Source organism: Cohnella baijiui (assembly GCF_020731285.1).
Classification (GTDB): Bacteria; Bacillota; Bacilli; order Paenibacillales; family Paenibacillaceae; genus Cohnella.
On sequence record NZ_JAJFOW010000015.1, the window covers coordinates 55,153 to 79,801 of the forward strand.

At 58.6% G+C, this 24,649-nt stretch carries 26 protein-coding genes; 21 read left to right on the forward strand and 5 right to left on the reverse strand.

Translation table 11 applies throughout. From position 1 onward, the window contains the following. Positions 1 to 130: 130 nt before the first annotated feature. From LKX83_RS15685 to LKX83_RS15705, 5 genes are all read left to right on the forward strand, one after another. Positions 131 to 682: an NADPH-dependent FMN reductase gene (locus LKX83_RS15685; protein ID WP_227883227.1), complete on the forward strand. Its 552-nt coding sequence runs from the start codon at positions 131 to 133 to the stop codon at positions 680 to 682. Between the two features lie 60 nt (positions 683 to 742). Beyond that, on the forward strand, positions 743 to 1,009 hold the full coding sequence (locus LKX83_RS15690; protein ID WP_227883275.1) for an ester cyclase: 267 nt from the start codon (positions 743 to 745) through the stop codon (positions 1,007 to 1,009). A 79-nt stretch (positions 1,010 to 1,088) separates the two neighbouring features. Continuing rightward, positions 1,089 to 1,580: an ester cyclase gene (locus tag LKX83_RS15695; protein ID WP_227883228.1), complete on the forward strand. Its 492-nt coding sequence runs from the start codon at positions 1,089 to 1,091 to the stop codon at positions 1,578 to 1,580. Between the two features lie 136 nt (positions 1,581 to 1,716). Beyond that, the gene (locus LKX83_RS15700; protein ID WP_227883229.1) at positions 1,717 to 2,700 is read left to right on the forward strand and encodes a cell wall hydrolase; all 984 of its coding nucleotides are present in this window, start codon (positions 1,717 to 1,719) and stop codon (positions 2,698 to 2,700) included. Positions 2,701 to 2,910: 210 nt separating this feature from the next. After that, the gene (locus tag LKX83_RS15705; protein WP_227883230.1) at positions 2,911 to 3,168 is read left to right on the forward strand and encodes a hypothetical protein; all 258 of its coding nucleotides are present in this window, start codon (positions 2,911 to 2,913) and stop codon (positions 3,166 to 3,168) included. 11 nt (positions 3,169 to 3,179) lie between these two features. Here LKX83_RS15705 and LKX83_RS15710 read toward each other — a convergent pair whose 3' ends face one another. Beyond that, a complete protein-coding gene (locus tag LKX83_RS15710; protein ID WP_227883231.1) occupies positions 3,180 to 3,395 on the reverse strand; it encodes a helix-hairpin-helix domain-containing protein in 216 nt (71 codons plus the stop codon). Between the two features lie 52 nt (positions 3,396 to 3,447). Here LKX83_RS15710 and LKX83_RS33950 point away from each other — a divergent pair, with 52 nt between their 5' ends. The 6 genes from LKX83_RS33950 to LKX83_RS15735 all read left to right on the forward strand — a co-directional run bounded on the left by LKX83_RS33950 (position 3,448) and on the right by LKX83_RS15735 (position 10,921). Continuing rightward, positions 3,448 to 3,573, forward strand: coding sequence for a hypothetical protein (locus tag LKX83_RS33950; RefSeq protein WP_255654595.1), 126 nt, complete (start codon positions 3,448 to 3,450; stop codon positions 3,571 to 3,573). Between the two features lie 51 nt (positions 3,574 to 3,624). Then, positions 3,625 to 5,919: an AraC family transcriptional regulator gene (locus tag LKX83_RS15715; RefSeq protein ID WP_227883232.1), complete on the forward strand. Its 2,295-nt coding sequence runs from the start codon at positions 3,625 to 3,627 to the stop codon at positions 5,917 to 5,919. Positions 5,920 to 6,193: 274 nt separating this feature from the next. Beyond that, positions 6,194 to 7,108, forward strand: a complete 915-nt coding sequence (locus LKX83_RS15720; protein WP_227883233.1) for an ABC transporter permease — start codon at positions 6,194 to 6,196, stop codon at positions 7,106 to 7,108. Beyond that, positions 7,108 to 7,986 (forward strand): carbohydrate ABC transporter permease, encoded by an 879-nt coding sequence (locus tag LKX83_RS15725; protein ID WP_227883234.1) that lies wholly within the window; start codon positions 7,108 to 7,110, stop codon positions 7,984 to 7,986. The genes LKX83_RS15720 and LKX83_RS15725 overlap by 1 nt, the downstream gene beginning before the upstream one ends. 82 nt (positions 7,987 to 8,068) lie before the next feature. Next, positions 8,069 to 9,625 (forward strand): extracellular solute-binding protein, encoded by a 1,557-nt coding sequence (locus tag LKX83_RS15730; protein ID WP_227883235.1) that lies wholly within the window; start codon positions 8,069 to 8,071, stop codon positions 9,623 to 9,625. A 528-nt stretch (positions 9,626 to 10,153) separates the two neighbouring features. Further along, positions 10,154 to 10,921, forward strand: a complete 768-nt coding sequence (locus LKX83_RS15735) for a tropomyosin (RefSeq protein WP_227883236.1) — start codon at positions 10,154 to 10,156, stop codon at positions 10,919 to 10,921. 82 nt (positions 10,922 to 11,003) lie between these two features. On the opposite strand, the gene LKX83_RS15740 is transcribed toward LKX83_RS15735, so the two are convergent. Next, positions 11,004 to 11,807 (reverse strand): YheC/YheD family protein, encoded by an 804-nt coding sequence (locus LKX83_RS15740; RefSeq protein WP_227883237.1) that lies wholly within the window; start codon positions 11,805 to 11,807, stop codon positions 11,004 to 11,006. Positions 11,808 to 12,041: 234 nt separating this feature from the next. Between LKX83_RS15740 and LKX83_RS15745 the strand changes: the two genes are divergently transcribed. From LKX83_RS15745 to LKX83_RS15755, 3 genes are read left to right on the forward strand one after another with little or no spacing between them, the layout of a single operon-like run. Further along, on the forward strand, positions 12,042 to 13,280 hold the full coding sequence (locus LKX83_RS15745; RefSeq protein WP_227883238.1) for a phenylacetate--CoA ligase family protein: 1,239 nt from the start codon (positions 12,042 to 12,044) through the stop codon (positions 13,278 to 13,280). A gap of 12 nt (positions 13,281 to 13,292) precedes the next feature. Then, positions 13,293 to 14,288, forward strand: a complete 996-nt coding sequence (sbnA, locus tag LKX83_RS15750; protein WP_227883239.1) for a 2,3-diaminopropionate biosynthesis protein SbnA — start codon at positions 13,293 to 13,295, stop codon at positions 14,286 to 14,288. 40 nt (positions 14,289 to 14,328) lie between these two features. Further along, positions 14,329 to 15,309, forward strand: a complete 981-nt coding sequence (locus LKX83_RS15755) for a 2,3-diaminopropionate biosynthesis protein SbnB (protein WP_227883240.1) — start codon at positions 14,329 to 14,331, stop codon at positions 15,307 to 15,309. Positions 15,310 to 15,324: 15 nt separating this feature from the next. Here LKX83_RS15755 and LKX83_RS15760 read toward each other — a convergent pair whose 3' ends face one another. Beyond that, positions 15,325 to 15,930, reverse strand: coding sequence for a hypothetical protein (locus LKX83_RS15760; protein WP_227883241.1), 606 nt, complete (start codon positions 15,928 to 15,930; stop codon positions 15,325 to 15,327). Positions 15,931 to 16,164: 234 nt separating this feature from the next. On the opposite strand from LKX83_RS15760, the gene LKX83_RS15765 reads away from it, so the two are divergent. Further along, positions 16,165 to 16,581, forward strand: a complete 417-nt coding sequence (locus LKX83_RS15765; protein WP_227883242.1) for an SRPBCC domain-containing protein — start codon at positions 16,165 to 16,167, stop codon at positions 16,579 to 16,581. A gap of 253 nt (positions 16,582 to 16,834) precedes the next feature. Here the strand turns inward: LKX83_RS15765 and LKX83_RS15770 are convergent, their stop codons facing one another. Beyond that, positions 16,835 to 17,347, reverse strand: a complete 513-nt coding sequence (locus LKX83_RS15770; protein ID WP_227883243.1) for a MarR family winged helix-turn-helix transcriptional regulator — start codon at positions 17,345 to 17,347, stop codon at positions 16,835 to 16,837. A 110-nt stretch (positions 17,348 to 17,457) separates the two neighbouring features. On the opposite strand from LKX83_RS15770, the gene LKX83_RS15775 reads away from it, so the two are divergent. After that, on the forward strand, positions 17,458 to 17,901 hold the full coding sequence (locus LKX83_RS15775) for an ester cyclase (RefSeq protein ID WP_227883244.1): 444 nt from the start codon (positions 17,458 to 17,460) through the stop codon (positions 17,899 to 17,901). Positions 17,902 to 18,415: 514 nt separating this feature from the next. Here LKX83_RS15775 and LKX83_RS15780 read toward each other — a convergent pair. Next, positions 18,416 to 19,426 (reverse strand): zinc-binding dehydrogenase, encoded by a 1,011-nt coding sequence (locus LKX83_RS15780; protein WP_227883245.1) that lies wholly within the window; start codon positions 19,424 to 19,426, stop codon positions 18,416 to 18,418. 151 nt (positions 19,427 to 19,577) lie between these two features. On the opposite strand from LKX83_RS15780, the gene LKX83_RS15785 reads away from it, so the two are divergent. The 5 genes from LKX83_RS15785 (at position 19,578) to LKX83_RS15805 (ending at position 24,640) form a co-directional block, all read left to right on the forward strand. Beyond that, a complete protein-coding gene (locus tag LKX83_RS15785) occupies positions 19,578 to 20,207 on the forward strand; it encodes a TetR/AcrR family transcriptional regulator (protein ID WP_227883246.1) in 630 nt (209 codons plus the stop codon). A gap of 276 nt (positions 20,208 to 20,483) precedes the next feature. Further along, on the forward strand, positions 20,484 to 21,119 hold the full coding sequence (gene msrA / locus LKX83_RS15790) for a peptide-methionine (S)-S-oxide reductase MsrA (protein ID WP_227883247.1): 636 nt from the start codon (positions 20,484 to 20,486) through the stop codon (positions 21,117 to 21,119). 350 nt (positions 21,120 to 21,469) lie between these two features. Then, positions 21,470 to 22,471 (forward strand): L-glyceraldehyde 3-phosphate reductase, encoded by a 1,002-nt coding sequence (gene mgrA, locus LKX83_RS15795; RefSeq protein ID WP_227883248.1) that lies wholly within the window; start codon positions 21,470 to 21,472, stop codon positions 22,469 to 22,471. A 19-nt stretch (positions 22,472 to 22,490) separates the two neighbouring features. Beyond that, a complete protein-coding gene (locus tag LKX83_RS15800; RefSeq protein ID WP_227883249.1) occupies positions 22,491 to 22,865 on the forward strand; it encodes a cupin domain-containing protein in 375 nt (124 codons plus the stop codon). Positions 22,866 to 22,870: 5 nt separating this feature from the next. After that, complete coding sequence (locus tag LKX83_RS15805; RefSeq protein WP_227883276.1) at positions 22,871 to 24,640, forward strand: glycoside hydrolase family 36 protein; 1,770 nt, start codon at positions 22,871 to 22,873, stop codon at positions 24,638 to 24,640. Positions 24,641 to 24,649 lie beyond the last annotated feature (9 nt).

Sequence of the window (24,649 nt, forward strand, 5' to 3'; positions counted from 1 at the left end):
ACAGGCTCAAAAATGTTAAACTCCGACTTGACATGTTACCATACGGTAACGTATTATCAATTCAGGCAATGGTGACGATATAGTCACATATTAACACAACCCATCCCCAAGAAGAAAGGTGAAGATGAACATGAAATTGGCTTTGATCGCAGGCAGCAACCGCACGAACGCTTCGAGCACGATCCTCCTTCGGTATATCGCGAGCCTGTTGAAGGCCCGCCGGATCGACGTCTCGTTCACGGACCTGTACGAGCAGCCGCTGCCCTTTTTCACGCCGGACGACTGGGACTTCCATCCGAACGTCCGTCAAATGATCAGCCAGGTCGCGGAGGCCGACGGCCTGATCCTCGCTACGCCCGAATATCATGGTTCGGTCTCCGGCGCGCTGAAGAACGCGCTCGACTACATGAGCGCCGAGCAGGTCGGAGGCAAGCCGGTGCTGTCCGTGAGCGCGGCAGGCGGACCGTTGGGCATCAGCTCGCTTACGCATTTGCAGGCGATCGTACGCAATCTGCATGGCGTGAACGGCCCGGAATGGATCTCGATCGGCTACGGCTCGAACGGCTTTGGGCCGGACGGCGTCCCCCTCGATGCCGGCACCCGGGAGCGGGTAGAGGGCGTCGTCGAAAGCTTCGCGAAGCTGGCGGAGGTGCTGGCGGCGGGTGTCGCGGCGGTGAATTGACGGCAGCGGGCAAGCAGCTCTTTTTTAATCAAAAGGTGACTAAAAGGTAACTAAAATACGATCCGTAAAAGTTTCGCCTCTCAGATCGAGGAAGCGTTCGGCGACCGGCAGTACGTGGTAGACGAAACGTTCGCCCAAGGGGATCGGGTTATCGTTCGTCTTTTGATCTCGGGTACGCATGCGGGGACGTTTGCCGGCCATGCGCCTACGGGCCGCGTCGTGCGCATCACCCAGTTCCGCGAATTCCGCCTGGCGGACGGCGAGGTGGCCGACCATCGCGGCTGGTTCGATACGGGCACGCTGATTCCCCAGCTGCAAGCGCAATGAACGGCGACTAAACCGCAAACACAGGGAATTCAACCCTTGCGTTCTTCCTCTTTAATCCCATTAAAGGAGATGTTGATTCATGAAGACGACGGAACAGCAAAATATCGAGACGGTCACGGCGTTTATCGATTCCTTTTGGAACCGGAGCGACTTTGACAGCACCCAGGAATTCCTGTCCGAGGATTATCGGGAGCTCGCCTATCAATCCAGGGAAGGCTTGATCCAGTTCGCCGGCAAAATACTGGAGGCGTTCCCCGACAAAGTCTACCGCGTCGAAGAGATCGTCGCGCAGGATGACAAGGTGCTCGTCCGCATGACGGTAAAAGGGACGCACCAAGGGGTGTTCTTCGGCACCGCGCCGACGGGCAACGTCATCGACGTCACGCTTTACCGCCAATATCGTCTCGACGGCGGCAAGATCGCCGAGCATCGCGGCTGGATCGACATGGTGACCATGTGGAGCCAGATCAAGGGCTTTTCGCAGGGGCTGCCCCAAAGGTCATCGCGCACCTCGTCAATCCGCCGAAATAGGGAGCAAAATGTTCCTTATCTCTCCGCGCGCCGTCCCTGAGAGCCGCCCGTTTCCCCGTGTTTTCCATGAAAAATCTTTCATTTTTCTGCCAAGTCGCCATCTGGCATGTATAATAGCGAACAGTGCAGCAATAGGAAATTCGAACCACAAAAAGGAGATGACGAGTATCAAACGGTTGCTGAGAACGGCCGCGTTGACCCTCGGGTTGCTTCTGATGGTGGGCACGGGAGCGGCATTCGCGAGCGCGGATCATGCCGTATATATGCAAGGACAAAAAGTCGATCTGAAGCAGGAGCTGTGGACGGAGGACGGCTGGACGTATGCCCCGGTCAAGGAGATCGCGGACGCGATGGGCTGGCAGACGGCCTACGATGCGGACGCGGACCAGATCGCCGTGACCAACGGGATCGACGATACGCTGTCGTTTCGGAACGGCGCTTCGGATTTGACGTTTAACGGCCAAATATACAAGTTCGGCGGGACCGTCAAGCTTAAGGACGGGATCGCTTACTTTCCGCTCCGCCTGCTGGCCGAGGCGATGCATGCGAGCGTAGGATGGCAGGAGCAGGAGAAGATCGCCATCTTGCAAACGGAGGAGAAGTACGCCGTAGCGGACGGCGACACGCTGGCGAGCATCGCGGAGGCGCACGAGACGTCGGTCGAAGCGCTGATGAAGCGAAACGGCCTGGCGGAGGAGACTCTGGTGCCGGGGCAGCTGCTGAAGGTCGTCGTGCCGGAGTTTCTGGAGCCGGAATTTGCCGCCAGAATCGCCTCGGCGGAGGCGAAAGAGAAGGCGGAGACCGCCATGGACGCGGCTGACTTGGAGCTGCTAGCCAAGCTTGTCCAGGTCGAAGCGGGCAACGAGCCGTACGAAGGCAAGCTGGCCGTGGCGAACGTCGTCCTGAACCGCTTGGAGCGAGGCTATTCGGATTCGATCCGGGGCGTCATCTACGCGCCGGGACAGTTCCCGCCGGCCAAGAGCGGGCTTCTCGCCAAGCAGAAGCCGTCCAAGGAAAGCATCAAGGCGGCCAAAGCCGCGTTCTCGGGCGTCAACAACGTCCCGGGTGCCGTCTCCTTCTTCAATCCGAAGCTGGAGCCGGGCAAAGCCAAAAAGGCCAACATCGTCAAGACGATCGGGCATCACGCTTTTTCGAAATAAAGGCGCCGCGAGAGCGGCACCTGCGAGACCGTACGCGAAGCCGTCTCCGATATCGCTATCGGGGACGGCTCTTCTGCGTCATACAGAATGTATAAGTTTAGTCCTATCCATTTCTGTATGACCTCCGATAAAAACGTGCCGCCATCTTCCTTGAAGACGGCGGAGTCGGTTTTACTTGGGTTCGTACATGCAAACGGGAGGCACAGGCACATGTGGGTTCGAATTTCCGACGTCTTGTTTATGGCGTCGCTGGGACTGCTCGTCCTTGCGTTGTTGGTGAAGGGAGCGGGGAGCGGGATGTTCGGCCGCCGGCGTCCCGGCCCCGGCGGCGACGCCGGGGAGATGCCGGCGCATCGCGACGGGGCGGACAAGCAGCCGCAGCTCTCCCTGCCGCGGCGTTTGCTGAAATCTTACGTCATCTGGATCGCGCTCGCCGGCATCGCCGTCTCGATCCTGATGACGCTGTAATTCGGAGCGCGCTATTCGCGGGCGAAGGACCATCCTTTCTCCTGCAGCGCCTCCGTCAAAATCCGCACAGCTCTAGGCCCGACGCCGTGCAGCTTCAGCAGTTCGCCGGCCGTGACTTGGGTGAGCTGCTCCAGCCGCACATAGCCGGCTTGCGCGAGCGCTCTCGTCGCGGGTTGACCGATCTTGGGCAGGTCGCTCGCTTGGGTCGATGTTTCGCGACTATGCATGGTTCCATCAATCCTCTCATGTAGGATGGGCCGTTCTCAAGGAGAGCAGGCCATGTACGTCTATCATTCTTTGTTCGGCGCGGCGCTCGCCATTCCTGCCATCCCTCCGGCGTGGCTCCACCAGATGCTGCCGGGGGCGCTAGAGCCGATCGCGTTCCTGCGTCTTCCTTTTATTTAATGTGCAAAAGCGCTCGCTCACAGTATGATAGAGACGGAAGGGAGCGCTTTCATGTCGTTTATCAGAAGAATCAGACAATATCGGGTATATCGCAGAATGGTGCTCGGCTACCTCTCCTTGCTCGTCCTGTCGATTACGCTGCTGTCGGTCATTCTCTATGTCCTTTTCTCCTCCAAGGCCGTGCAAGAGATCGACCGATCCTCTAAGCAGATGCTTGCCCAGGTCAGCTACACCTCCAACGTTGTGTACGGGCAGGTGCAGGACATCACGGGTCAACTGCTCAGCGACAACGAGATCATCTCGTTCGTCTACGCGACGACGGACGACAAGAAGGTCAACTACACGGCCAACCTCTTCCTGGCGCGCATCCAGAGCGTGTATCCGTTCATTCAAAACTTAAGCATCTATAACTTCACGACGGACGCCTATATCGATACGCTCGGACTGCCTCCCGATCCCGGCTTCGCACGGAAGGACGAGAAAAGCTACTTCGGATTCTTCCCCCGCGAAGTCAACGGGCTGCGGCTGCTGACCTTCAAGATCGTTCCGGAACGGTCGTTCACAGAGGCGCCGAAGTCCGCGATTGTCGTGGATCTGGACGAGCGCTATCTCCGCAATACGATGCGGAACATCAGCGCCTCGACCAAGGACTCGCTGACGTTCGTCATGGACGCGTCCGGCACGGTGCTGTCTCATACGAGTCCCGAGCACTTCATGGAAGACTTCGGGCAGAGAGCGGATGTACGGCGGATTTTGGCGGAAACGTCCAATCAGGGCAGCTTTGTCGAGCGAATCGACGGCCAAAAGCACCTGGTCACTTTCGTCAAGTCGGCCAACCTGGACTGGTACTTCGTAAGCGTCCGGCCCTACTCGGAGCTCATCTCGAACATTTACGAGCTGCGCAATTGGACGATCGTCGTCGTGCTCCTGCTGATCGCGGCGGGCGCCGGCATCTCGCTCCTGCTGAGCGGCAACATCTACAATCCGATTCGAAAGCTGATGGACAAAGTGAGCGCGAGCTCGGGGAGCCGCCAGCCGGCTTTGCTCCGGGTCGACGAATATGAGATGCTGACGGATGCGTTCACGCAGACGATCGAGCAGGCCAAGACAATGGAGTCGACGCTCCGCCGGTCGGCGCGTGCGCTGAGGGACGGCTACGTCGCGCATCTGCTCAAAGGCGACGCCTCCAAGACCGCCGTCTCTCCGGACATGATCCGCGAATGGGAAAGCCGGCTTTCCGGACCGTACTTGACGGTCCTGTTGTTCAAACTCGACGAGTACCGGACGTTCAAGACGCGCCACAGCGCGTTCGACCGGGGGCTGCTGCGCTTTGCCATCAGCAACATCGCGCACGAGCTGCTAAGCCGGTCTTACCGCATCGATGCAGCCCATCTCGAAGAAGAGGACGAGATCGCCTTCATTCTTCAGACCGACGCGCCGCGGCCGAAGGACAAGCTGTATCTGATTCTCGGCGAGATTCAGGATACGGTGCGCAGCTATTACCGGATTAGCCTGTCCGTCAGCGTAGGGGATCCCTGCGAGTCGACCGGGGAGCTGTCCGAAGCCTACAAGTCGGCCCAGTCCTACATGAACGCCCGCTTGTTCCTCGGCCACGGATGTCTGGCGAGCCGGTCGACGGGGGAGGGGGGGCAGCGCGAGCCCGATTCGTCGATCCGCTATCCGGCGGCGATCGAGAAACGGCTCAAAGAGTCGGTCAAGCTGTGCAACCGGGCGGCGATCCGCGCGGAGATCGTCCTCTTCCGGGAGCAGTTGGAGAGCGGCAGCTACGCGCAAGCGATGCAGTATGCGAGCTTCCTCGTATTAGGCGTCGTCAAAGAGTTCGAATACGTCACCGAATGGTGGAGCGTGGACAGCGAGCAGTTGTACCGGGCGGTAGAGGACATCCGCGATGTCGAGACGCTAGACGACGTTGAGCGTCTGCTCGCAGGGCTGTGCGGGCGCATCGCGGACATCCTCGAGGAGAACAAAAGGAACACCTCGGTCGCGAAAAACGCCAAGATCGTAGAGGAGATCCAACGGTACGTGCAGGAGCATTACGCCGAGCACGGCCTATCGCTGGAGTCGGCCGCGGACCGGGCAGGCTTCTCCTCCGGCTACGTAGGGAAGCTGTTCAAGAGCATGACCGGCACAACGTTCAACGACTTTGTGACGCAGGTGAGGATGGAGCGGGCGAAGCTGCTGCTCGCGACCACGGACGAAGCCGTCGCGCAGATCGGGGAGCAGGTTGGTGTATACAACGTGCCCTACTTTACGACCTTGTTCAAAAAGAAGTACGGCATCACCCCGACCCAATACAGAGAACAGGCGGCGCGGGGAAAAGGGTAGCAAAAAGAGCGGACAAGCGCGGCATTGCGGCGTTTGACCGCTTTTTTGATAGCGCGAGCGCGAAATTGAAAGCCGGATGCCGGCATTATGAAAGGCCATCCGATACTCGAAATATACAACCCGGCCGGAACAAGATATGCTTCGTCATACAGATTGAATAAGGTTCTTATCTATTCATTTCTGGATGACCGTCGATAAAAACGCATCGCCTCTTCCGAACATGCGGCGAAGCCGTTTTTACTTGACTCATCGACCAAATGCAAGGGGTGAGCGCATGACAAGCTTCTTCCGGGAGATCGTCCGCAACAAGTATTCGTACCTCCTGATCCTTCCGGCGATGGCGTACGTGTTCGTCTTCTTCTATGCTACGTATCCATACCTCCTGATCGCGTTTCAGCGCTTCAACTACCAGCAGGGATTGTTCGGCAGCGAATGGATCGGCTTCGAGAACTTCAAGTTCTTCTTCAGTTCCCGGGACGCGATTCGCGTGACGCTGAACACGATCGAGTTGAACGTGCTGTTCCTGGCGGCGGGTACCGTATTCGCGGTGGCGATCGCGCTGCTGTTTAACGAGATTCGCAGCCGGCTGTTCGTGAAGATCGCGCAGACGACGATGATTTTCCCGAGCTTCCTGTCCTGGATTATCGTCAGCTACATGATGTACAGTCTGTTCACGACGGATTACGGCATCATCAATCAGGCGATCCAGGCTTTCGGCGGGGAGCCGGTGAACTGGTACTCGAAGGCCGAAGCCTGGCCCGCGATCCTCGTAGCCATGAAGGTGTGGAAGGACGCCGGGATGTCCTCGATCATCTATCTCGCCGCCATCGCCGGCATCGACGGCTCGCTGTACGAGTCCGCCGATATCGACGGCGCGACGCGCTGGCGCAAGATGACGCGGATCACGCTCCCGCTCATCGCCCCGACGATCGCGATCCTGACGCTGCTGAATCTCGGCAAGATCTTTTACGGCGATTTCGGCATGATCTACGCGATCATCGGCGACAACGGCGTGCTGTACCCGACGACCGACGTCATCGACACGTACGTCTTCCGCGCGCTGCGACAGATCGGCGATCCGTCGAACGCCGCCGCGGTCGGCTTGTTCCAGTCGACGGTCGGCCTGCTGCTCGTCTTCTTCGCGAACTGGCTGACCCGCCGCTACTTCAAGGAAGGGGCGCTCTACTGATGCGGACGCAGAGACGAATCAGCTTCTCCACTGCGACGATCTACGCGGCGCTGACGCTGTTCGCGGCGGCGTGCCTGCTGCCCGTCCTGCTGACCCTGATGGTGTCGGTGACGCAGGAGGACAGCATCGTGAACAACGGGTACAGCCTGTTCCCGGCCGCCTTCTCGCTGGACGGGTACCGGACCATTTTCGCCAACGGAGCGCTGATCTTCAGAGGATATGCCGTCTCGATCTTCGTCACGGCGGCCGGCTCGCTGCTGGCGCTCGTCGTGACGGCATTGGCCGCCTATACCATGTCCAATCCGAACGTGAAATACCGCCATTTCCTCGCGCTCTACTTTTTCATCACGATGCTGTTCCAGGGCGGTCTCGTTCCGTGGTACCTGATGTGCACGAAGCTGGGGCTTACGAGCAACATCCTCGCGCTGATCGTGCCGAACCTGATGTTTAACGCCTTTAATATGTTCCTGGTCAAAAACTTCATGGAGAGCCTGCCGAGCGCGCTGCGCGAATCGGCGTACATCGACGGGGCGAACGATCTGCGGATCGCGTTCCGGATCTATATGCCGCTCTGCCTGCCGGTGCTGGCGACCGTGACGCTGTTCTATGCCTTGGCCTACTGGAACGACTGGTTCAACGCGATCATGCTGCTGGACGACAAGAAGCTGTACCCGCTGCAGTACATCCTGTTCCAGCTGCGTTCCAACATCCAGATGCTGGAGATGCTGCCGACGGGGGCAAACGCCGCCTACACGCTGCCGGCCGAATCGGCCAAGATGGCGACGGTCGTCATTACGATCGGACCGATCGTGTTCCTATACCCTTATCTGCAGCGGTACTTCGTCAAGGGGCTCGTCATCGGCTCCGTCAAAGGATGAGCCGGCCTTCCGGCTGCGCTACGGTATTTCCCTCGCAAGAGGAGCATCCTATTCTGTTCATTTCCAAAGGAGAGGTCCAGACATGAAAAAAGCTTCAATCGCGATGCTGATCTGCATCATGCTGACCGCAGGGCTTGCGGGCTGCAGCGGCGGCAAGGAATCCGGGGGCAACAACGAGCCGTCGGGCGGAAGCTCGGCCGCGCCGTCCGCCGGCGCCAGCGACGGACAAACGCCGAAGCAGGAAGTCGTCACGATTAAATACGTGCTGCCGGGCACGGAACCGAGCGAGTGGAAAACCGTGCAGCAGGAGGTCAACAAAAAACTCCTGGCAGACGGCGTGGGCGTCCAGATCGAGAAGGAGTATATCGATTGGGGGGCATGGGAGCAAAAGATCAACCTCAAGCTGTCCACCAACGAGAACTTCGATTTGTTTCACGTGATGAACGACTGGGTCGGTCTCGCCAACTATGTCGGCCGCGGCGCCCTGAAGGACGTCACCGCCGAGGTCGAGCAATACGGCCCGAACCTGAAAAAAGTCATCCCGGCATCCGTCTGGAGCGGCGTGACCAAGGACGGCAAAATCTACGGCATCCCGGCGTACTGGTACGAGTCCGCGGTGGACGGCTCGATCACGATCAACAAATATCTGTTGGACAAAGCCGGCGTCTCCGCGGACTTCAAGAACCGCGATGAAATGCTTGACGCCATGGAGCAGGTCAACAAAAAGCTGAATATGAAGCTGACGATCCCGCTGCGCGGCGGCACCGCGGGACCGGCCGATATTTTTCAGCGCACCTATGACAAATACCCGTTCACCGTCAGGGACAATATCGCCTTCATCGCCGAGGACGGCGTGGTCAAAAACTGGGTGGAGACCGACGAGTTCAAGCAGGACGCGGCCTGGTTCCGCAATGCGTACCAGCGCAAGCTGATCAACCCCGACGTGCTGACGGTCAAGCAGGAGCAGATCGCCGACCAGATCAAATACGGCAAGTACCTGTTCACGTTCGGCACGCCGAACAAGCTATCCGACGTGCAAAAGACGTATCCCGACGCCAAGGACGAAGACTTCGCGCTCATCCGCTTGAACCCGGAGAAGCCGCGGTACCGGATGGTGAACGCCAAAAACGTCAACGTCGTCGCGGCGAACAGCAAGCATCCGGCCGAGGCCGTCAAGTTCCTCAACTGGCTGTACGACAACCAGGACAACTACGACTTGTTCATGTACGGTATCGAAGGGAAGACGTACAAGAAAATCGGCGACAAGGGCATCGAGACGGTCATTGATCCGAAGACCAACACGCCGCTCTATCTGCAGGACGACTGGATGATCGGCAACCTGAATTTCATCCGCGTCGACGAGAATTACTTGTCCGCGAACCGGGAGCTGTACAAGGCCGATCCGGACGCGAAAAACTTCTTCGCCGCCGACTTCTTCTTCGATCCGGCGCCGGTGAAGGCGGAGATGGCCAACGTGCAGGCGGCCTTCACCTCCGACGTATCGCCGATTTATCGCGGCGTGCTCGATTACGACAAGCACATCAAGGCCGCGCAGGATAAATTGAAGGCGGCCGGCATCGACAAAGTGCTGGGCGAATATCAAAAGCAGCTGGACGCGTACAGAGCGACGTTGAAGTAGCGGAGCAAGCTGCCACGCGACCCGTTCGTCAGGTAAAAGGCGTCGGAGTGACTTAAAAGGATTGGAAACATGAACAAAGACATGATAAAATGAGGTCGACGAATAGGACCGACACGGAAGCACCGTGCCAGCAAAGGATTCTCTCTTTGCTCGCGCGCGTGCTTTTTTTGTCGTTAGACGAGCCTTGGCCCAAAGGAGGAAACGAACGGATGTACCCGCAAATCAAGCATCCGAAGAAAGTGACGGAGAAATGGTTGAACCGGGCTTTCGCGCCGCTAAGGAGCGATTCCTCCATCCCCATGTGACGCGTTGGATGAATGAGCGGCTAAGCCGTGCGCAGAATCTCGTCTATGGCGAAGAAGTCGGCATCTTCCTACACGAGTACTGGGGGCCGATGGTCAATTACGAGTTTAAGGATCTGAAAGCGGGCTTTCCGCGGGCTGGACGAAGAATGACTTATCAAGACTTCTCTTGAGGCGCTGCAAGGCCTTATGCTAAGCTGAATGTACAAGCTCCGGGGGTGATCGGGTGGAAGAGCTGCTGCAAACCGTCGTAGATAAACTCGACGGCGTGGATCGCAAGCTGGATCGCATGGAACATGCGTTTGGTCAAATGGAACATAGGTTCAATCATTTTGAACATAGGTTTGATCAAATGGAACATAGGTTTGATCAAATGGAACAGAAGTTGGATCAGGTGGAACATAAGGTTAGTCTGATGGAACCTAAGCTGGATCAGGTGGAACGTAAGGTTAGTCTGATGGAACCTAAGCTGGATCAGGTGGAACATAAGGTTAGTCTGATGGAACCTAAGCTGGATCAAGTGGAACGTAAGGTTAGTCTGATGGAACCTAAGCTGGATCAGGTGGAACGTAAGGTTAGTCTGATGGAACCTAAGCTGGATCAGGTGGAACATAAGGTTAGTCTGATGGAACCTAAGCTGGATCAGGTGGAACATAAGGTTAGTCTGATGGAACCTAAGCTGGATCAGGTGGAACATAAGGTTAGTCTGATGGAACCTAAGCTGGATCAGGTGGAACATAAGGTTAGTCTGATGGAACCTAAGCTGGATCAGGTGGAACATAAGGTTAGTCTGATGGAACCTAAGCTGGATCAGGTGGAACATAAGGTTAGTCTGATGGACAAGAAGTTGGATCGAGTGGAACAGAAATTGGATGCTACTTTCGAGCAGGTGGCTAAAAATACCGAACGTGACACGGCGCTCGGTGAGCTTGCCGCAACCGTCGAAGAGCACGGGACGGACATTAAGCTCCTGAAGAAGCTAGTGGCGCAGTGAAGCGAATGAATATCTCTAGGTGTAATCGAAAATGACTGCTGCCTTTTGTAGGCGACGGTCATTTCCTGTTTCTTAAGCGCCCTCAAGGCGCTTTTTTGGCTTTGGCGCACTTCAGACAGTAGCGGCGGCCGTACGCCTTGCCGTACCGCACGATCTTGCGGATGCTCGCCGGATCGTCCAGCTTGGCGAACGGGCAAGGATCGGGTCGCGTATTGACCTCGAGAATCCAGGGAGTCAAATTGCGGTCGACGGCGATATCCAGGCCCAGCTCGTTCATGGCCGGATAGGTGCGGGCGAACGCGGCGGCGGTCCGCAGCGCGAGCCGTTCCATGCGGCGCAGAAGACTTTGCGCCCGAGCGCTCCCCGCGATCGGGCCCATCAGCCGGTCCGGGGAGAAGATCGTTCCGCCTTGGCTCCCGTTAGATACGATTTTGCCCGGGGGGGCGACGCGCGCCGCCGTTCCAGTGCATTCCCACCGCCGGGAGGGATTGCGCTGGACCATGACGCGAAAGTCGAACGGCCGACCCTCGTATCGCAAGGCGCGGACTCCCTGCTGAATCAGGTAGCGCCGGCTGCCGATCTCGACGCGGAGCGAACCATACATCGCTTGGAGGGAACCGAACCGGCATATCCGCTCGCCGCTCTGATAGCGATAGCCCCCGTCCCGTTGCTCCACCCGAATGACGCCGATCCCCTGTGATCCCGTATCCGGTTTCGCGTAGACCATCCCATGCCGATCCAGCATCGCCCGAAGCCGTTCGCGGCTGAACGGCTCCGTCGCAGGCACCCGCCTGGCCAGCTCCGGGTCGCCCAGCAGCACTTTCGTCTTGAGCAGTTTGCTGGAAACCGCCGTTTTGCCGTTTTCGTTTACGCCGTTTTTATTCATTTCGGATGTCCGCCTCCGGTATCCGTTCCTAGGTTGGTGTCTATCATCATACGAAGCTGCAGCTCCGCTTGACATCACCGGGCATCCGCCTCGCCATTCGTTGCGCGTCGGATCGCTTTGCCGGCCCGGCCGCACGAGGACGGGCAAGCGGGCATATGATGCCACATAGAGATAGGCGATCCGGCAAGAGCGGTTCGAGCGGTCGGACGAGATGGCGCGAGAGAGGGTGGAGCGGTGCTGACGGCGTGGAAGGAATGGATCGATCGGACGGGGCGGCGATTCCCCTGGTATCGGCGGCTGCTCGACGAGCAAGTTGGCCGAAGCGGAGGTGGGACGGCAGCCGGGCTGTCCCAGGAGCGACTGCCGCTGCTGACCGCTTCTTTGCTGGAGGCGCACTATTACACGGAGGCCAATCCGCTGGCGCAGCGCGCGGATCACCGCCGCTACCGGACCTCGGGCACCAGCACCGGACGGCGCAAGACGATCTACTATTCCGAGCGCGACGAGGAGGCCTACCTGCGAATTAAGCGGGAAGTGTTTCGCGCCATTCTCGGCCCGATCGACTATCGGACGGCCGTTTCCGATCTGGGGACGGGCCATGCGGAGGCGACGGCGGCGGAGGTATTCCGCGGCCTGGGGATGACCGCCCATACGCTCCCGTTCCGTCTTCCGATCGAAGGGCATATCGAAGCGCTCGCACGGATTCGGCCCGAAGTGCTGTATACGATGCCTTCGATACTGGATCGCATTCTGCAGACCGCGGAGGACCCGGCTGCGTTCGGCATCCGGCAGGTCATCCTGGTCGGGGAGACGGCCTCGCGGGCGTGGTGCAGCCGGGTGGCCGAGCGGCTCGATATCGCGCCGGAGCGGATCGCGGACACTTACGGCTCCATCGAGATCGGAACGATCGCCTATTACGCCCATGAACATGGGCGATACTTGTTCGCGGACGGCATCGTCGCCGAAGGGATCGGAGTGGAAGAGCTAGGGGAGGCGTACGAGCCGCTGGCCGGGGAAAGCGAGCGGGTGCTCGTCCTGTCCTCGACGGCGAGGGAGGCGTTCCCTGCGTTGCGTTATGTCACTTACGACGTCGTGCGCGATTTGCGCCCCATTCTGGCGGGCGGGGAGCTGCGAATGAGCTTTCGGAACGTCGCGAGGCGCATCGGACCGGAGCTGAAGCATGGCGAAAAGATCAGCATCTACGACATCGAAGATGCGGTTTACCGCCATCTGCGCGAGGCGGCCGTCCGCGTGCGCGTCCTCGGCCGCTGCTTGCGCGTTTGCTTGCAAAGCCCGGCGCCCATCGGAGAGGAGAACCTCTCGCGCATTCGCCGGCAGATCGAGGATGCCGTCCCGGAGATCGGACAGATGATTCGAGGCGGCCTGCTGGCCGGCATCGAGGTCGTGCAGGAGGCAACCGACGATACGCTGGACGGCGACATCGTCAAACGCAAAAAAATCTTCTACGCCTAAGGAAGGATTCGAATGAAGCTGGATGGGGGCATCACGTTGGCGATCGGCGGAACGCCGCTGGTTCGGCTGGAGCGGCTGTTCGGTCAGGCGCCGTTTGCGGTATACGGCAAGCTGGAGGGGATGAATCCGGGCGGCAGCGCCAAGGACCGGCCCGCGCTACATATGCTGCGCGAAGCGATCCGGCGCGGCGATGTGACGAAGCGGAGCGTCGTCGTCGAGTCGAGTTCGGGCAACTTGGCCATCAGCTTGGCTCAGCTGTGCCGGTATTTGGGCATCCGGTTCGTTTGCGTCGTCGATCCGCGGACGACCGATCAGCACCTGCGCATCGTCCGGGGCTTCGGCGGCGAGATCGAGATGGTCAAGGAGCCGGATGCTGAGACCGGCGAATTTTTGCCCGCGCGGATTCGCAGGGTTCGGGAGCTACTGGCCGAAATCCCGGGCGCCTATTGGACAAATCAGTACGGCAATCCGGATAACGCGGCGGCGCACCGGGAGACGATGCGCGAGATTGAAGCGCGGCTCGGGCCGATCGACTACCTGATCTGCGGCGTCAGCTCCTGCGGGACGATCCGCGGCTGTGCGGACGAGATCCGGGCGCGAGGCTGGCCGACGAAGGTCGTCGCAGTCGACGCCGAGGGCAGCATTCTGTTCGGCGGGCCGAGCGGCAAGCGCCGCTTCCCGGGGCTCGGCGCCGCGATCGTGCCGGACCTGCACCGGGAGGCGATCGCCGATCTCGTGGTCAAGGTGTCCGACGAGGCGTGCGTGCTTGGCTGCCGGGCGCTCTTGCGGCACGAAGCCATCCTGGCCGGCGCCTCCTCCGGCGGGGTGATCGCCGCGATTTGGCAGCTTCGTGACGTGATCCCGCCGGGAGCGGTCTGCGCGGCGATTCTCCCCGATCGGGGCGAGCGCTACCTCGATACGGCGTTTAACGACGAATGGGTGAGGCGCGAGCTGGCGTGCGAGCCGGAAGCAGAACCGGAGATGACGGGCGCAGCGTTGGAAGGGTAGCGACGCCGAGCGCGGAGCCGGGAGGAACGGAGGGAGCGCGATGATGGATCTGCACGACGGTCATATTCGCGACATCGGAATCGATTGGCCGCGGCTCGTCCGGATCGTGGAAGAGACCGTGCGGACGAGGGAAGCGGGCGAATATGCCAGTCCGCTGAAGTCCTATTTGCGTTTCGGCGATCCGGCGAACCGGATCATCGCGACGCCAGCCTACGTGGGCGGGGAGACCGCGCTGGCGGGCATCAAGTGGGTGGCGAGCTTCCCCGGCAATCTCCGACGCGACCTGCCGCGGGCGAACAATACGATTCTCCTGAACGATCCCGAGACGGGCCGCCTCCTCGCCGTGCTCCGGAGCAACCTGCTGAACGGCCTGCGGGCCGCCGCCGTCAGCGGGCTCGCGCTTCGCAACTACGCGGACGTCAGGCAGCCGGAGGAGATGCGGCTCGGCATCATCGGCTGGGGGCCGATCGGCCGGCTGCACCTGGAGATGGCCGCGGAGCTGCTGGGCAGCCGATTAACGAAAGTGATGCTGTACGATCTGCAAGCGATCGACCCCGCCTCCGTCCCCGAGGAACTTCGCGAAAGGACGGAGGCGGTACCCGACTGGCGCACGCTGTACCGGGATTCGAATGCGATCGCGACCTGCACCGTGCCGGCCGAGCGCTATATCGACGAGCCTCCGCCGGCGGGCGCGCTGCTGCTGAACGTCTCGCTGCGAGACTACCGGCCCGAGAGCGTGGCGGCGGTGAAGAATGTCATCGTAGACGACTGGCGGGAGGTATGCCGGGAGAATACCGACATCGAGCAGCTTCACCTGCGCTACGGCTTGGCCGAATCGGATGTATTTACCCTCGCCGATCTCGTGTGCGGGAACGAAGCGGAAGCCATCGGAAGCGCGGATCAGCCGGTGTTTTTCAACCCGATGGGACTCGGCATTTTCGATATCGCGATTGCCGGACATTACTATCGGGAGGCGCTCCGGTTGGGCGCGGGCGTCGTGCTGGCCGATGGCGACCGCTAGACGGAGGCTGATGAATCATGGGATCAGGTGAAAGATGCGAATCTGTGTCAGGATTCCGTCCGCCACCTCAAATTGAACGTAGTTGTATTGCCGATCATCCGCGATCTGGTAGGCGCCGTTCATCGGGTCCGTCCGGCCGTCGAGTGCCAGTTGGATATCCGGGTAGACGGCCTGAAGGTCGGAGAGACGATCCCCTATTTGAACCCCGGCAGGTGTCCGATATGCGTCGGACGTGACGGTCATCGTCATGAGCCAGTATTGGGGCGTTTCGCCGGGCGGCGCGAACATCTCGATTTCCAGACCGGGATAGCGGACGGTCTTCACCTTCGAACCGGTAAACCCGTCTCCCTGCAGGTCCTTCGTTTCTTCGGAGACGGGCGGGCCGAGCAGCGACGCGAGGTCGATCTTGCTTTCCCGATCTTTCAGCGAGACGACCTGATCCCCGAGCGACAAGGAAAAAGCGGAAGGCGGAGTCGGAGCGGGGGAGATTTCCGGCGACGGGGAGGGACTGGCTGTTTGAATGGGGGTGAAGCTCGGTTCCTCGATGGCGGCGTTGCCGGAGCAAGCGCAGAGCGTCAGCAGGAGAAGAAGAAGGGGCCAAGCCCGGTTTCGTGCAATCAACGGGGTGCACTCCTTTGCGTGTTGTGATTCTTCCATTTTTTAGACGAATCCAAGGAAGCAAGGTTGCACGATGAATGGAATCGGGGCTTTGACATTTGTTGGATGGTTGGATTAGCATGAGGAAAGGAACGGAAGCGAAGGCTTGCATCGCGCTGTTTGTGAAGACGCCGATGCCGCGGCCGCCGTGCGGCGGACAAGCTTGAGCCGGGAACTAACGGGAGGAGCGTGGATGGGATGAAGGGACAGACGGCTGCGGCCGGATTCCAGGTCGGCGTCCGGCGGACGTATCCGATTTCGCAGACGGAGGCGTGGGACCTGCTGTTTTCTCCGGAGGGTCTTCGTCTATGGCTGGGAGAGCTGCCGGCTCTCGAGCTCGAGAAGGGATACCGATACGAGACGCTGGAAGGGACGACGGGCGAGCTCCGCGTGGTCAACCCGCCCGAGCATATTCGGCTTACCTGGCAGCCGAAGGGATGGGGGCAGCCGTCGACGCTGCAGATTCGTTTCCTCCCGAGCACATCCGGACCGGACCGGACAACAATCAGCTTTCATCAGGAAAAGCTGTCCGACGCCCATGCCCGAGAGGCCATGAAGAGCCGCTGGGAAGAGACGTCGGCGATAATCGCTGACAGGGTGGCGAAACGCGCTTAAAGCGAGAGGGAGAGAGTCGAACCGTACGGAGTGCGTACGAGGTTTTACATCATCTGAATAAGAAGAATCGCTTTAAAGTCGGCATTCAAGCCGGCTTTTTCTTATTTCTATGGGGGAACTCGATATCCCTAGATCATGGTGCCGAAAAACCCATGCCTGTCGTTGCAACACCAAGCGCTCGAAGCAATCCCAATTCATATGGACCTGCTTGATGCGATTCACCGCATGAACTGACGCGGAGAAGATCGAGCATTCACAGGCCAGTATGACGTCTCCCCCGCAAACGTTTTGGCCCCTTATCTTGGCTTTGCTCCGCATGTTCCGTCACGGAGAGGGAGTTTGCTATTTGCGCAAGGGTCGCAAGAAATGTCTCCATTTCGTTCTTGCCAACAAGCTGAGCCCATTCTTCCTGAAGACCGAGGACTGAAGTCCGCGCTTCGCGGTAGGCCGACCAGCCACGTTCGCTGAACTGGATGATTGTAGCGCGCCCATCGTTTGCGTCAGGTACGCGTTCAACATACCCCTGCTGCTGCAAATAATCTACCAGATAGTTTACCGAAGCTTTCGTGATTCCTGCGCGGTCGGCGAGCTTGCTGATGTGGAGCCCGTGAGGGACGAGATTTCTGAAGATGGACAGGTGGGCGGGACGGATATCCTCAAAGCCGGCTTGATGGAGTGCTGTGAGGATTCGGTTGAGGGTGGCCTGCAAGATGGTGTTGATATGCTGGCCGAGCAAGGGATTTTGAAGCTCGTGATTCGTCGTCATCCAATTTTCCTCCTGGCGCTTGACAATTTAGTTTGATTTTCTTACTATTGTACCATAATCATTTTAGTTAGAAAATCAAACTATTTTGAGATGAAGGATGGTGTGCAGTGATGTCGGTTACGGAGAACAAAGCGATTGTGAGACGTTGGGTGGATGAAGTGCTCAATAAGTACAATCTGGATGTACTGGAAAGTATGGTTGCTCCGGATGTGATCAATCATGCTGTACCGGTTGCTGAGATGCGTTTTGGCTTTGAAAATTTCAAACGAACGATTGGCGTACTGTTCGCGGCGTTTCCTGATCACCATATGGAAATTGAAGATATGGGGGGAGAGGAGGATAAGGTGTGGTATCGCGGGACAAGGAGCGGGACGCATTTGGGACCGGGTCCGCTCCCGGGGATCGAGCCTTCCGGCAAGTATGTTGCCGTGCAGCATATCCACATTTTGCGCTTGGTGAATGGCAAGATCGCAGAACATTGGGCAATACGAGACGATCTCGGTTTTCTCCGGCAAATCGGTCTGTTACCCACGCCTGGACAGCGTTCGTCCTAACTCGAAAGGAGTGTGTATGTGCAAGATATGGAGAACAATGACCAAAAGGTAAATATGCACTATGGAAGGACGGAGGTTTTGGCCGATGTCCGTGGAAAAGGATGCTGTCCGGCCATACACGATGGACCGTCTTACTCTACCCCCACGTACCTACAGTTAAAGAAGTAAAAGGAAGAGAATTGTCGCTCGGCTCCGAGGAGCTCATACGCCGACGTCTTTCCGGAGAGATATCGGAAGCCAAATTCCTGATGTGTTGATCCCACGCGGCTCTTCCCATATGAAAACCGTCAAACTCCGTAAAATCAGTATTTGACTGACCCTAATAGAGCCAGCAGCAGCCATTGGACGAGAAAATAAAGTCATAGGCTGCCGCTGTTTTATTGAACTTCCTCGTTAGATCAATTCCACCCAGTTCAATACCCAGTAAAACGCATTCTTAACCCTCTCCAAAGTGATTTTTCCCTAGTCATATCTACCCTGAAAGAATCCCGTTATTTTGAAATCCCAAGATGGGTCAGGAACGGTTCATCGTCACAATGATTCTTCCTGTAGCAGATCCCTGTTCTAACGTTTCATGAGCCGCTTGTATATCCTGTAGAGGGAAGCGGTGTGCGATAACCGGTCTTATCGATTGATCGAGGAGCAATTGGAACAACGTACTCATGTCCTCTCTCCACAACAGTGGGTTTCTTCTGTGCGCGAACAGGAGGCTGTAAAAGGCCGCCTTCTTGCCGTTCGGTACAAGGCGAAGAGCCATCAGCCGCATCAGACTCGGCAACATCTGGCTCGGCTTGGGGGATACGAAGCCATAAACAATCAGTCGACCGTTTCTCTTTAGAAGGCCATACGATTTGCCGATGTCGGCGGCCGCGCCGTCAAACACAGCATCCACTCCATCGGGGTGAATGTTTTTGATTTCTCGAAGATAATCCGCATGTCTGTCGACAGGATGGGCACCTAGGCTCGAAATGAATCCATGCTTTGTTCGCGAAGCAGTCCCAATCATGTTCAAACCAGATATTTTCCCCATTTGGAGCAAAGCCGTTCCGATCGCACCTGATGCGCCGAGGACGGCGATGGATTCTCCCTTCCGAACTTTGGCTGCTTGATGGAGCATCCGGTAAGCCAACACGTAATTTAACGCCAGGTAGGCCGCGTCATCCGGCTCAATCCCGTCGGGCACCACGACGATTCTGTTCTGCTCCAAGCACACATGCTCGGAGTATCCCCCGCCAAAGACGGTCAGCGCGGCCACCAGTTGGCCGGGGCGAAAATCCGAAACGCCGGTTCCCGTCTTCTCAATGATGCCGACCACTTCGGAACCAGGCGTAATCGGCGATTTGGGAGTTTTTTTTCGAAATGGAGGCGCCAGTTGCCCGTTCCGTATCCATGCGTCCCCGATCGAGACCGTTGATGCCATATTTCGGATCAACACCTCGCCTGGCTTTGGTTCGGGCACAGGACTTTCAATGATCTCCAACACTTCCGGCCCACCATATCGGGCAATGGCGACTTTTTTGCTCATGCGCACCGCGTATCCACCTCTTTGCTTGATATGCTACATCGATAAAATCATAAACGGAATATATATTCCACTTTATTATACGGAATATATATTCCATTTGTCAAAATCGAATTAGATCGGGTAAGATGAAAGCAAGAGGTGGACATCAATTATGAATGAAGATCATACGAGAACGCCCTTAGATGACAGTCTTTCACAGAATAGTTCTACCGTCGGGCCTAAATCACTTCGTGTGGACGCCCGCCGAAATCGGGTACGTATTCTGGATACGGCCCTTTCGTTCTTCGCCGCGGAAGGGCTGTCTGTTCGAATCGAGGAAATCGCCCAGCAGGCAGGTGTAGGGATTGGCACGGTTTATCGTAATTTCCCCACAAAAGAGCTGCTTTTCGAAGCGGTCATCCACCGATACCAGCAAAAGCTTGTTGAGGAGGCGGAATCTCTGCTTGACCACGATGATCCGGGAGAAGCCTTTTTCCGTTACATTACGCGCGTGATCGAAGGTGGGGCGGCGAATAAAGCTTTGACGGCAGCCTTGTCGGGTACGGAAATTGATATGGAAACCGTGGCCTCAGGCATTTCCGATAACTTACGGGATGTGCTGGGAAAACTTTTGGCCCGTGCTCAACAGAGCGATGCCGTTCGGGCGGATATTGGCGCCGATCATGTAAAAGCACTCATGGTGGGCACTATTCTGGCAATTGAAAAAAGCGCTGACGAGATAGGTTTGCCAGTTGGAATTATATCGGTTATTTGCGACGGACTTCGCACGAAGCCCATTTAAAGAAATAGAGGCTGATTGGGGACACACGTTGAAGGTCGCAAAGGAGTTATATGCAAATCCATAACAGATAAAAGGTCTATTTGTGTCATGGAATGGCTATGTGAGCAATGTGCAGAAAGAAATAAATGGCAGCCAACTGCTTCCGTGTTCGGTTATGGACACAGAAGGAGCTTCTGGAGGCGTTATTTACGCATTACGAGCGCTTGAAGACGATATTAAAGCCGAGTTACCATTAAATCGAGTTTGGACGGTAGTGATTCAGGAGGAGGCTTGGCATTGGAAAACGGGGCATCCGAAGAAACCTTCACCTTCGGCATGGGCTGCTTTTGGAGCCCGGAGGCGCTGTTCGGCGCGATGCCGGGCGTGGTCCGCACGCGCGTCGGATACGCGGGAGGCACGACCGATACGCCGACCTATCGCGAGATGGGGGATCATTCAGAGACCGTCGAGGTCGTCTTTGACCCGGACCTCCTCCCGATCGAGACGCTGCTGGACGCCTTCTGGCGCCATCACAAACCGGGCAACATCAACGATTATAGCGGTCGGCAGTACATGTCATTACTATTCTACCGCGACGAGAAGCAGCGGGCGGCAATGCAGACGGTCAAGCATCGGCTGGAGCGGGAATTGGGGGAACTCGCGACCGAGATCGCGCCCTACGCCGGCTTCACCGTCGCGGAGGAGCATCATCAGATGTACTACCTCAAACGCTATCCGGACGCCGTCGCGAAGCTGCGCACGCTTTTTCCGTCCGAGGACGAATGGCAGGACGGCACTTTGGCCGCCCGGCTGAACGGACTCGCCAAGGGTTACACCAATCGGGAGCGGATCGAGCAGGAAATTGGCGGCTGGCCGGTCGACGATGAGGAACGGGAGCGTATGTTGCGAACGATTCGGCAGATTCGGTGGTAAATAAAGCGAAACGATGAGGCGGCTCCCGGGCACGGGGCCGTTTTTTCTATTTGGCTATGTTTAGATTCTTATAATTGTTACTAAAAATAATAGCCTGTGTGTTTTTTATTATTCGCCAAAACCATTGCTAAAGAAATGGCACCTATCAATATATATATTCCAGAAAAACCGGCATAGGGAGGATCCCTTTACTTTCGACAACTCCCATAATGATAAATGTCTAATCTTCGTAACCTTCGCAACCTCCTCCCCACTGTAAAAAACGACAGCCCGGCTGAAGATTTGCCATACCGGATCGCGAGAGGGCTCCCTATACTGGGTTCATACGACGATCTTTTGAGGGGTTACAAATGACAGCCTACCAAGCAAGCGAAGACAGATATGAACGCATGTCCTACGTTCGATGCGGGCGAAGCGGTCTGAGACTGCCCGCCCTCTCCCTCGGCTTGTGGCACAACTTCGGAGGCGGCGACGCGATCGACAACGGCCGGTCGCTCCTGCGCCGTTCCTTCGACCTCGGCATCACCCACTTCGATCTGGCGAACAACTACGGTCCGCCTCCCGGAGAGGCGGAGGAAACCTTCGGTCGGATCTGGAAGTCCGACTTCGCCGCCTACCGCGACGAGATGATCGTCGCGACCAAGGCCGGCTACCGGATGTGGCCGGGACCCTACGGCGAGCGGGGATCTCGCAAGAGCATGCTGGCAAGTCTCGATCGGAGCTTGATGCGGCTCGGCATGGACTACGTCGATATCTTCTACTCCCACCGCTACGACGCGGAGACGCCGCTCGAGGAGACGATGTCGGCGCTCGCCCAGGCCGTGAGGCAAGGCAAAGCCTTATACGTGGGCATCTCCAACTACGGTCCCGAAGAGACCCGTCGAGCCGCCGAGATCCTGCGGAGTCTGGGCACGCCGTGTCTCATCCATCAGGTGCACTATTCGATGTACGAGCGGCGTCTCGAGCAAGGACTTCAGCAGGTGCTTCAAGAGGAAGGCATCGGCACGATCGCCTACAGCCCGCTCGCCAGAGGCCTTCTCACGAACCGCTACCTGAACGGAATTCCGGCGGATTCCCGCGCGGCCGGCGCTAGCGCATTCCTGCGTCGCGAAGACGTCACGGAGGAAAAGCTGGAGAAGTCGCGCAAGCTTCAAGGGGTGGCGGAGATGCGGGGCCAAAGTTTGGCCCAGATGGCGGTTGCGTGGGTGCTTCGGCAGTCGCGGGTCACGTCCGCGCTGATCGGCGTCAGCCGAGCGGAGCAGATCGACGATTTAGCGGGCGCCTTGGATCAACTGGCCTTCAGCGCGGACGAGCTGGCGCAGATCGACAACATCCTCGGCGGCAAGGCCTAACGGCGGAAGGAGGGAGCGAATGATCAGGACGAGGATCAGCGAATTGCCGGATGGACGGACGGGGCATTTCCTGGGCGGCTTGCTGCCGGGAAGCTATCTCGGCTCGGGCGGTCTCGCGTTCGCCAAGCCGGGCGAACGCAGCCATACGAACGACGGACCGGGAGGGCGCGACTACCATGTGCACGGGGACCGGGAGGCGTTCGTCATCCTCCAGGGAAAAGGTGCGATGGAGGTCAACGGGGAGCTTCACGACGTCGCGACCGGAGATATCGTCATCGTGGAGCCGGGCGAAGATCATCATCTGCATTCAAGCCAGGAAGACCCGATCGTCGCCCTTTGGTGTCACGCCGGCGGCCATCGGCACCTACGTCAACGCGAGGAGGGATCCGCTTGATCGCCGTGTCGACCAAGACGCATGAATTCACACTGGAAGGCGGGGATGGCCTGAACGTCTCGCTGGCTGCCGAGCCGCGGGCGGACGGCATCGATCTCATCCGGCTCCGTTGGAAGTCCGATCGGCCGTCGACGCCTCCCCTCCTCACGCTGCGCTGGGTTCACTCCGCCCGAGACGTGCAGGCGAGCTGGCACCCCGCCCCGGACCGCAACAAGAGCTTCAAGGCGGATTGGATGCGCGAACTGCGGTCCAACGCGACGGCTTCCGCACCCGTGTATGCGCTGTTCGATGCGAACGGGACGAATCGGATGACGTTCGCCTTCTCGGATGCGCTGAACACGGTCCACTACACCGGAGGCATACGCGAAGAGACGGCCGAATTCCAATGCAGCGTGCAACTGTTCAAGGAAGCTGCGGAGCCGATCGACGCGTACGAAGCGGAGCTGCTCGTCGATACGAGAGCAATTCCGTACTTCGACTGCCTGTCGGACGTGCGGCGCTGGTGGAGCGGGATGCCTGGGTATGCGCCGGCCGTCGTCCCGGAGACAGCCAGGCGGCCGATGTATTCGACGTGGTACAGCATGCATCAGAACGTGACGGCCGAGGAGGTGGAGGCCGAATGCCGGATCGCGCGAACGCTCGGGATGGAGGCTGTCATCGTAGACGACGGCTGGCAGACGGAGGACAACCGGCGGGGGTATGCCTACACGGGCGACTGGACGCCCTGCGAGGGCAAGTTCCCCGACATGAGGCGGCATGTCGAAGCCGTCCACGCGCTCGGCATGAAGTTCCTGCTGTGGTTCGCCGTACCTTACGTCGGCATCTACAGTGGGACGTGGGAGCGATTCAAGGACAAGCTCGTCCGATTCAACGAGGGCAGCCGCGCTGGCGTGCTCGACCCCCGATACCCCGAGGTGCGCGAGTTCATTATCGCTACCTATGAAGAGGCGGTGCGGGCATGGGATCTCGACGGACTCAAGCTCGACTTCGTCGACGCCTTCTACGCCCCCGAACGGGAACAGCCGTCCGCGGTGCCTGGACGGGACTGTGTGTCGATCCCGGCGGCCGTCGACCGGCTGTTGACGGCTGCCATCGGGCGGTTGCGTTCGCTGAAGCCGGATATCCTGATCGAATTCAGGCAGCCGTACGTCGGTCCGGCCATGCGGAAGCACGGCAACATGTTCCGGGCCTCGGACTGCCCATACGACAGCATTCAGAACCGCGTCCGTACGCTGGATATTCGGCTCTTGTGCGGGGAGACCGCCGCGCATGCCGACATGGTCATGTGGCATCCGGAAGAACCCGTGGAGAGCGCCGCGCTCCAGTTGATCAACTTGCTGTTCTCCGTGCCTCAGATCTCCATGCGGCTGTCCGCACTGCCGCCCGCGCATCTGCGCATGCTGAGACGCTGGCTAGCCTTCTGGGAGGAGCATCGGGAGGTGCTGCTTAACGGAAGGCTGGAGCCGGGGAATCCGGCTTTGTCGTACCCGACGGTCCAGGCCGTCAAGGGAGATCGGGCGGTCATCGTGACCTACCACGACGCGCTCGTGCCGCTGCGCGCGGATCGCCCCGTCCGCGAGTGGACCGTGGTGAACGGCCGGCAGCGGGAAGAGGTGGTCTTGGAGGTGTCCGCCTCTCTCGGGGAAGCCAATATCGAGATTGCGAACAGCTGCGGAGACATCGTCGATCGGCTGTGCGTGAATCTAGACTTGGGGCTGCACAGGCTGCCGATCCCCGCCGCCGGCACGGCTTCGATCCGGTTCGGACGCTCCTAAGCCGCCGGA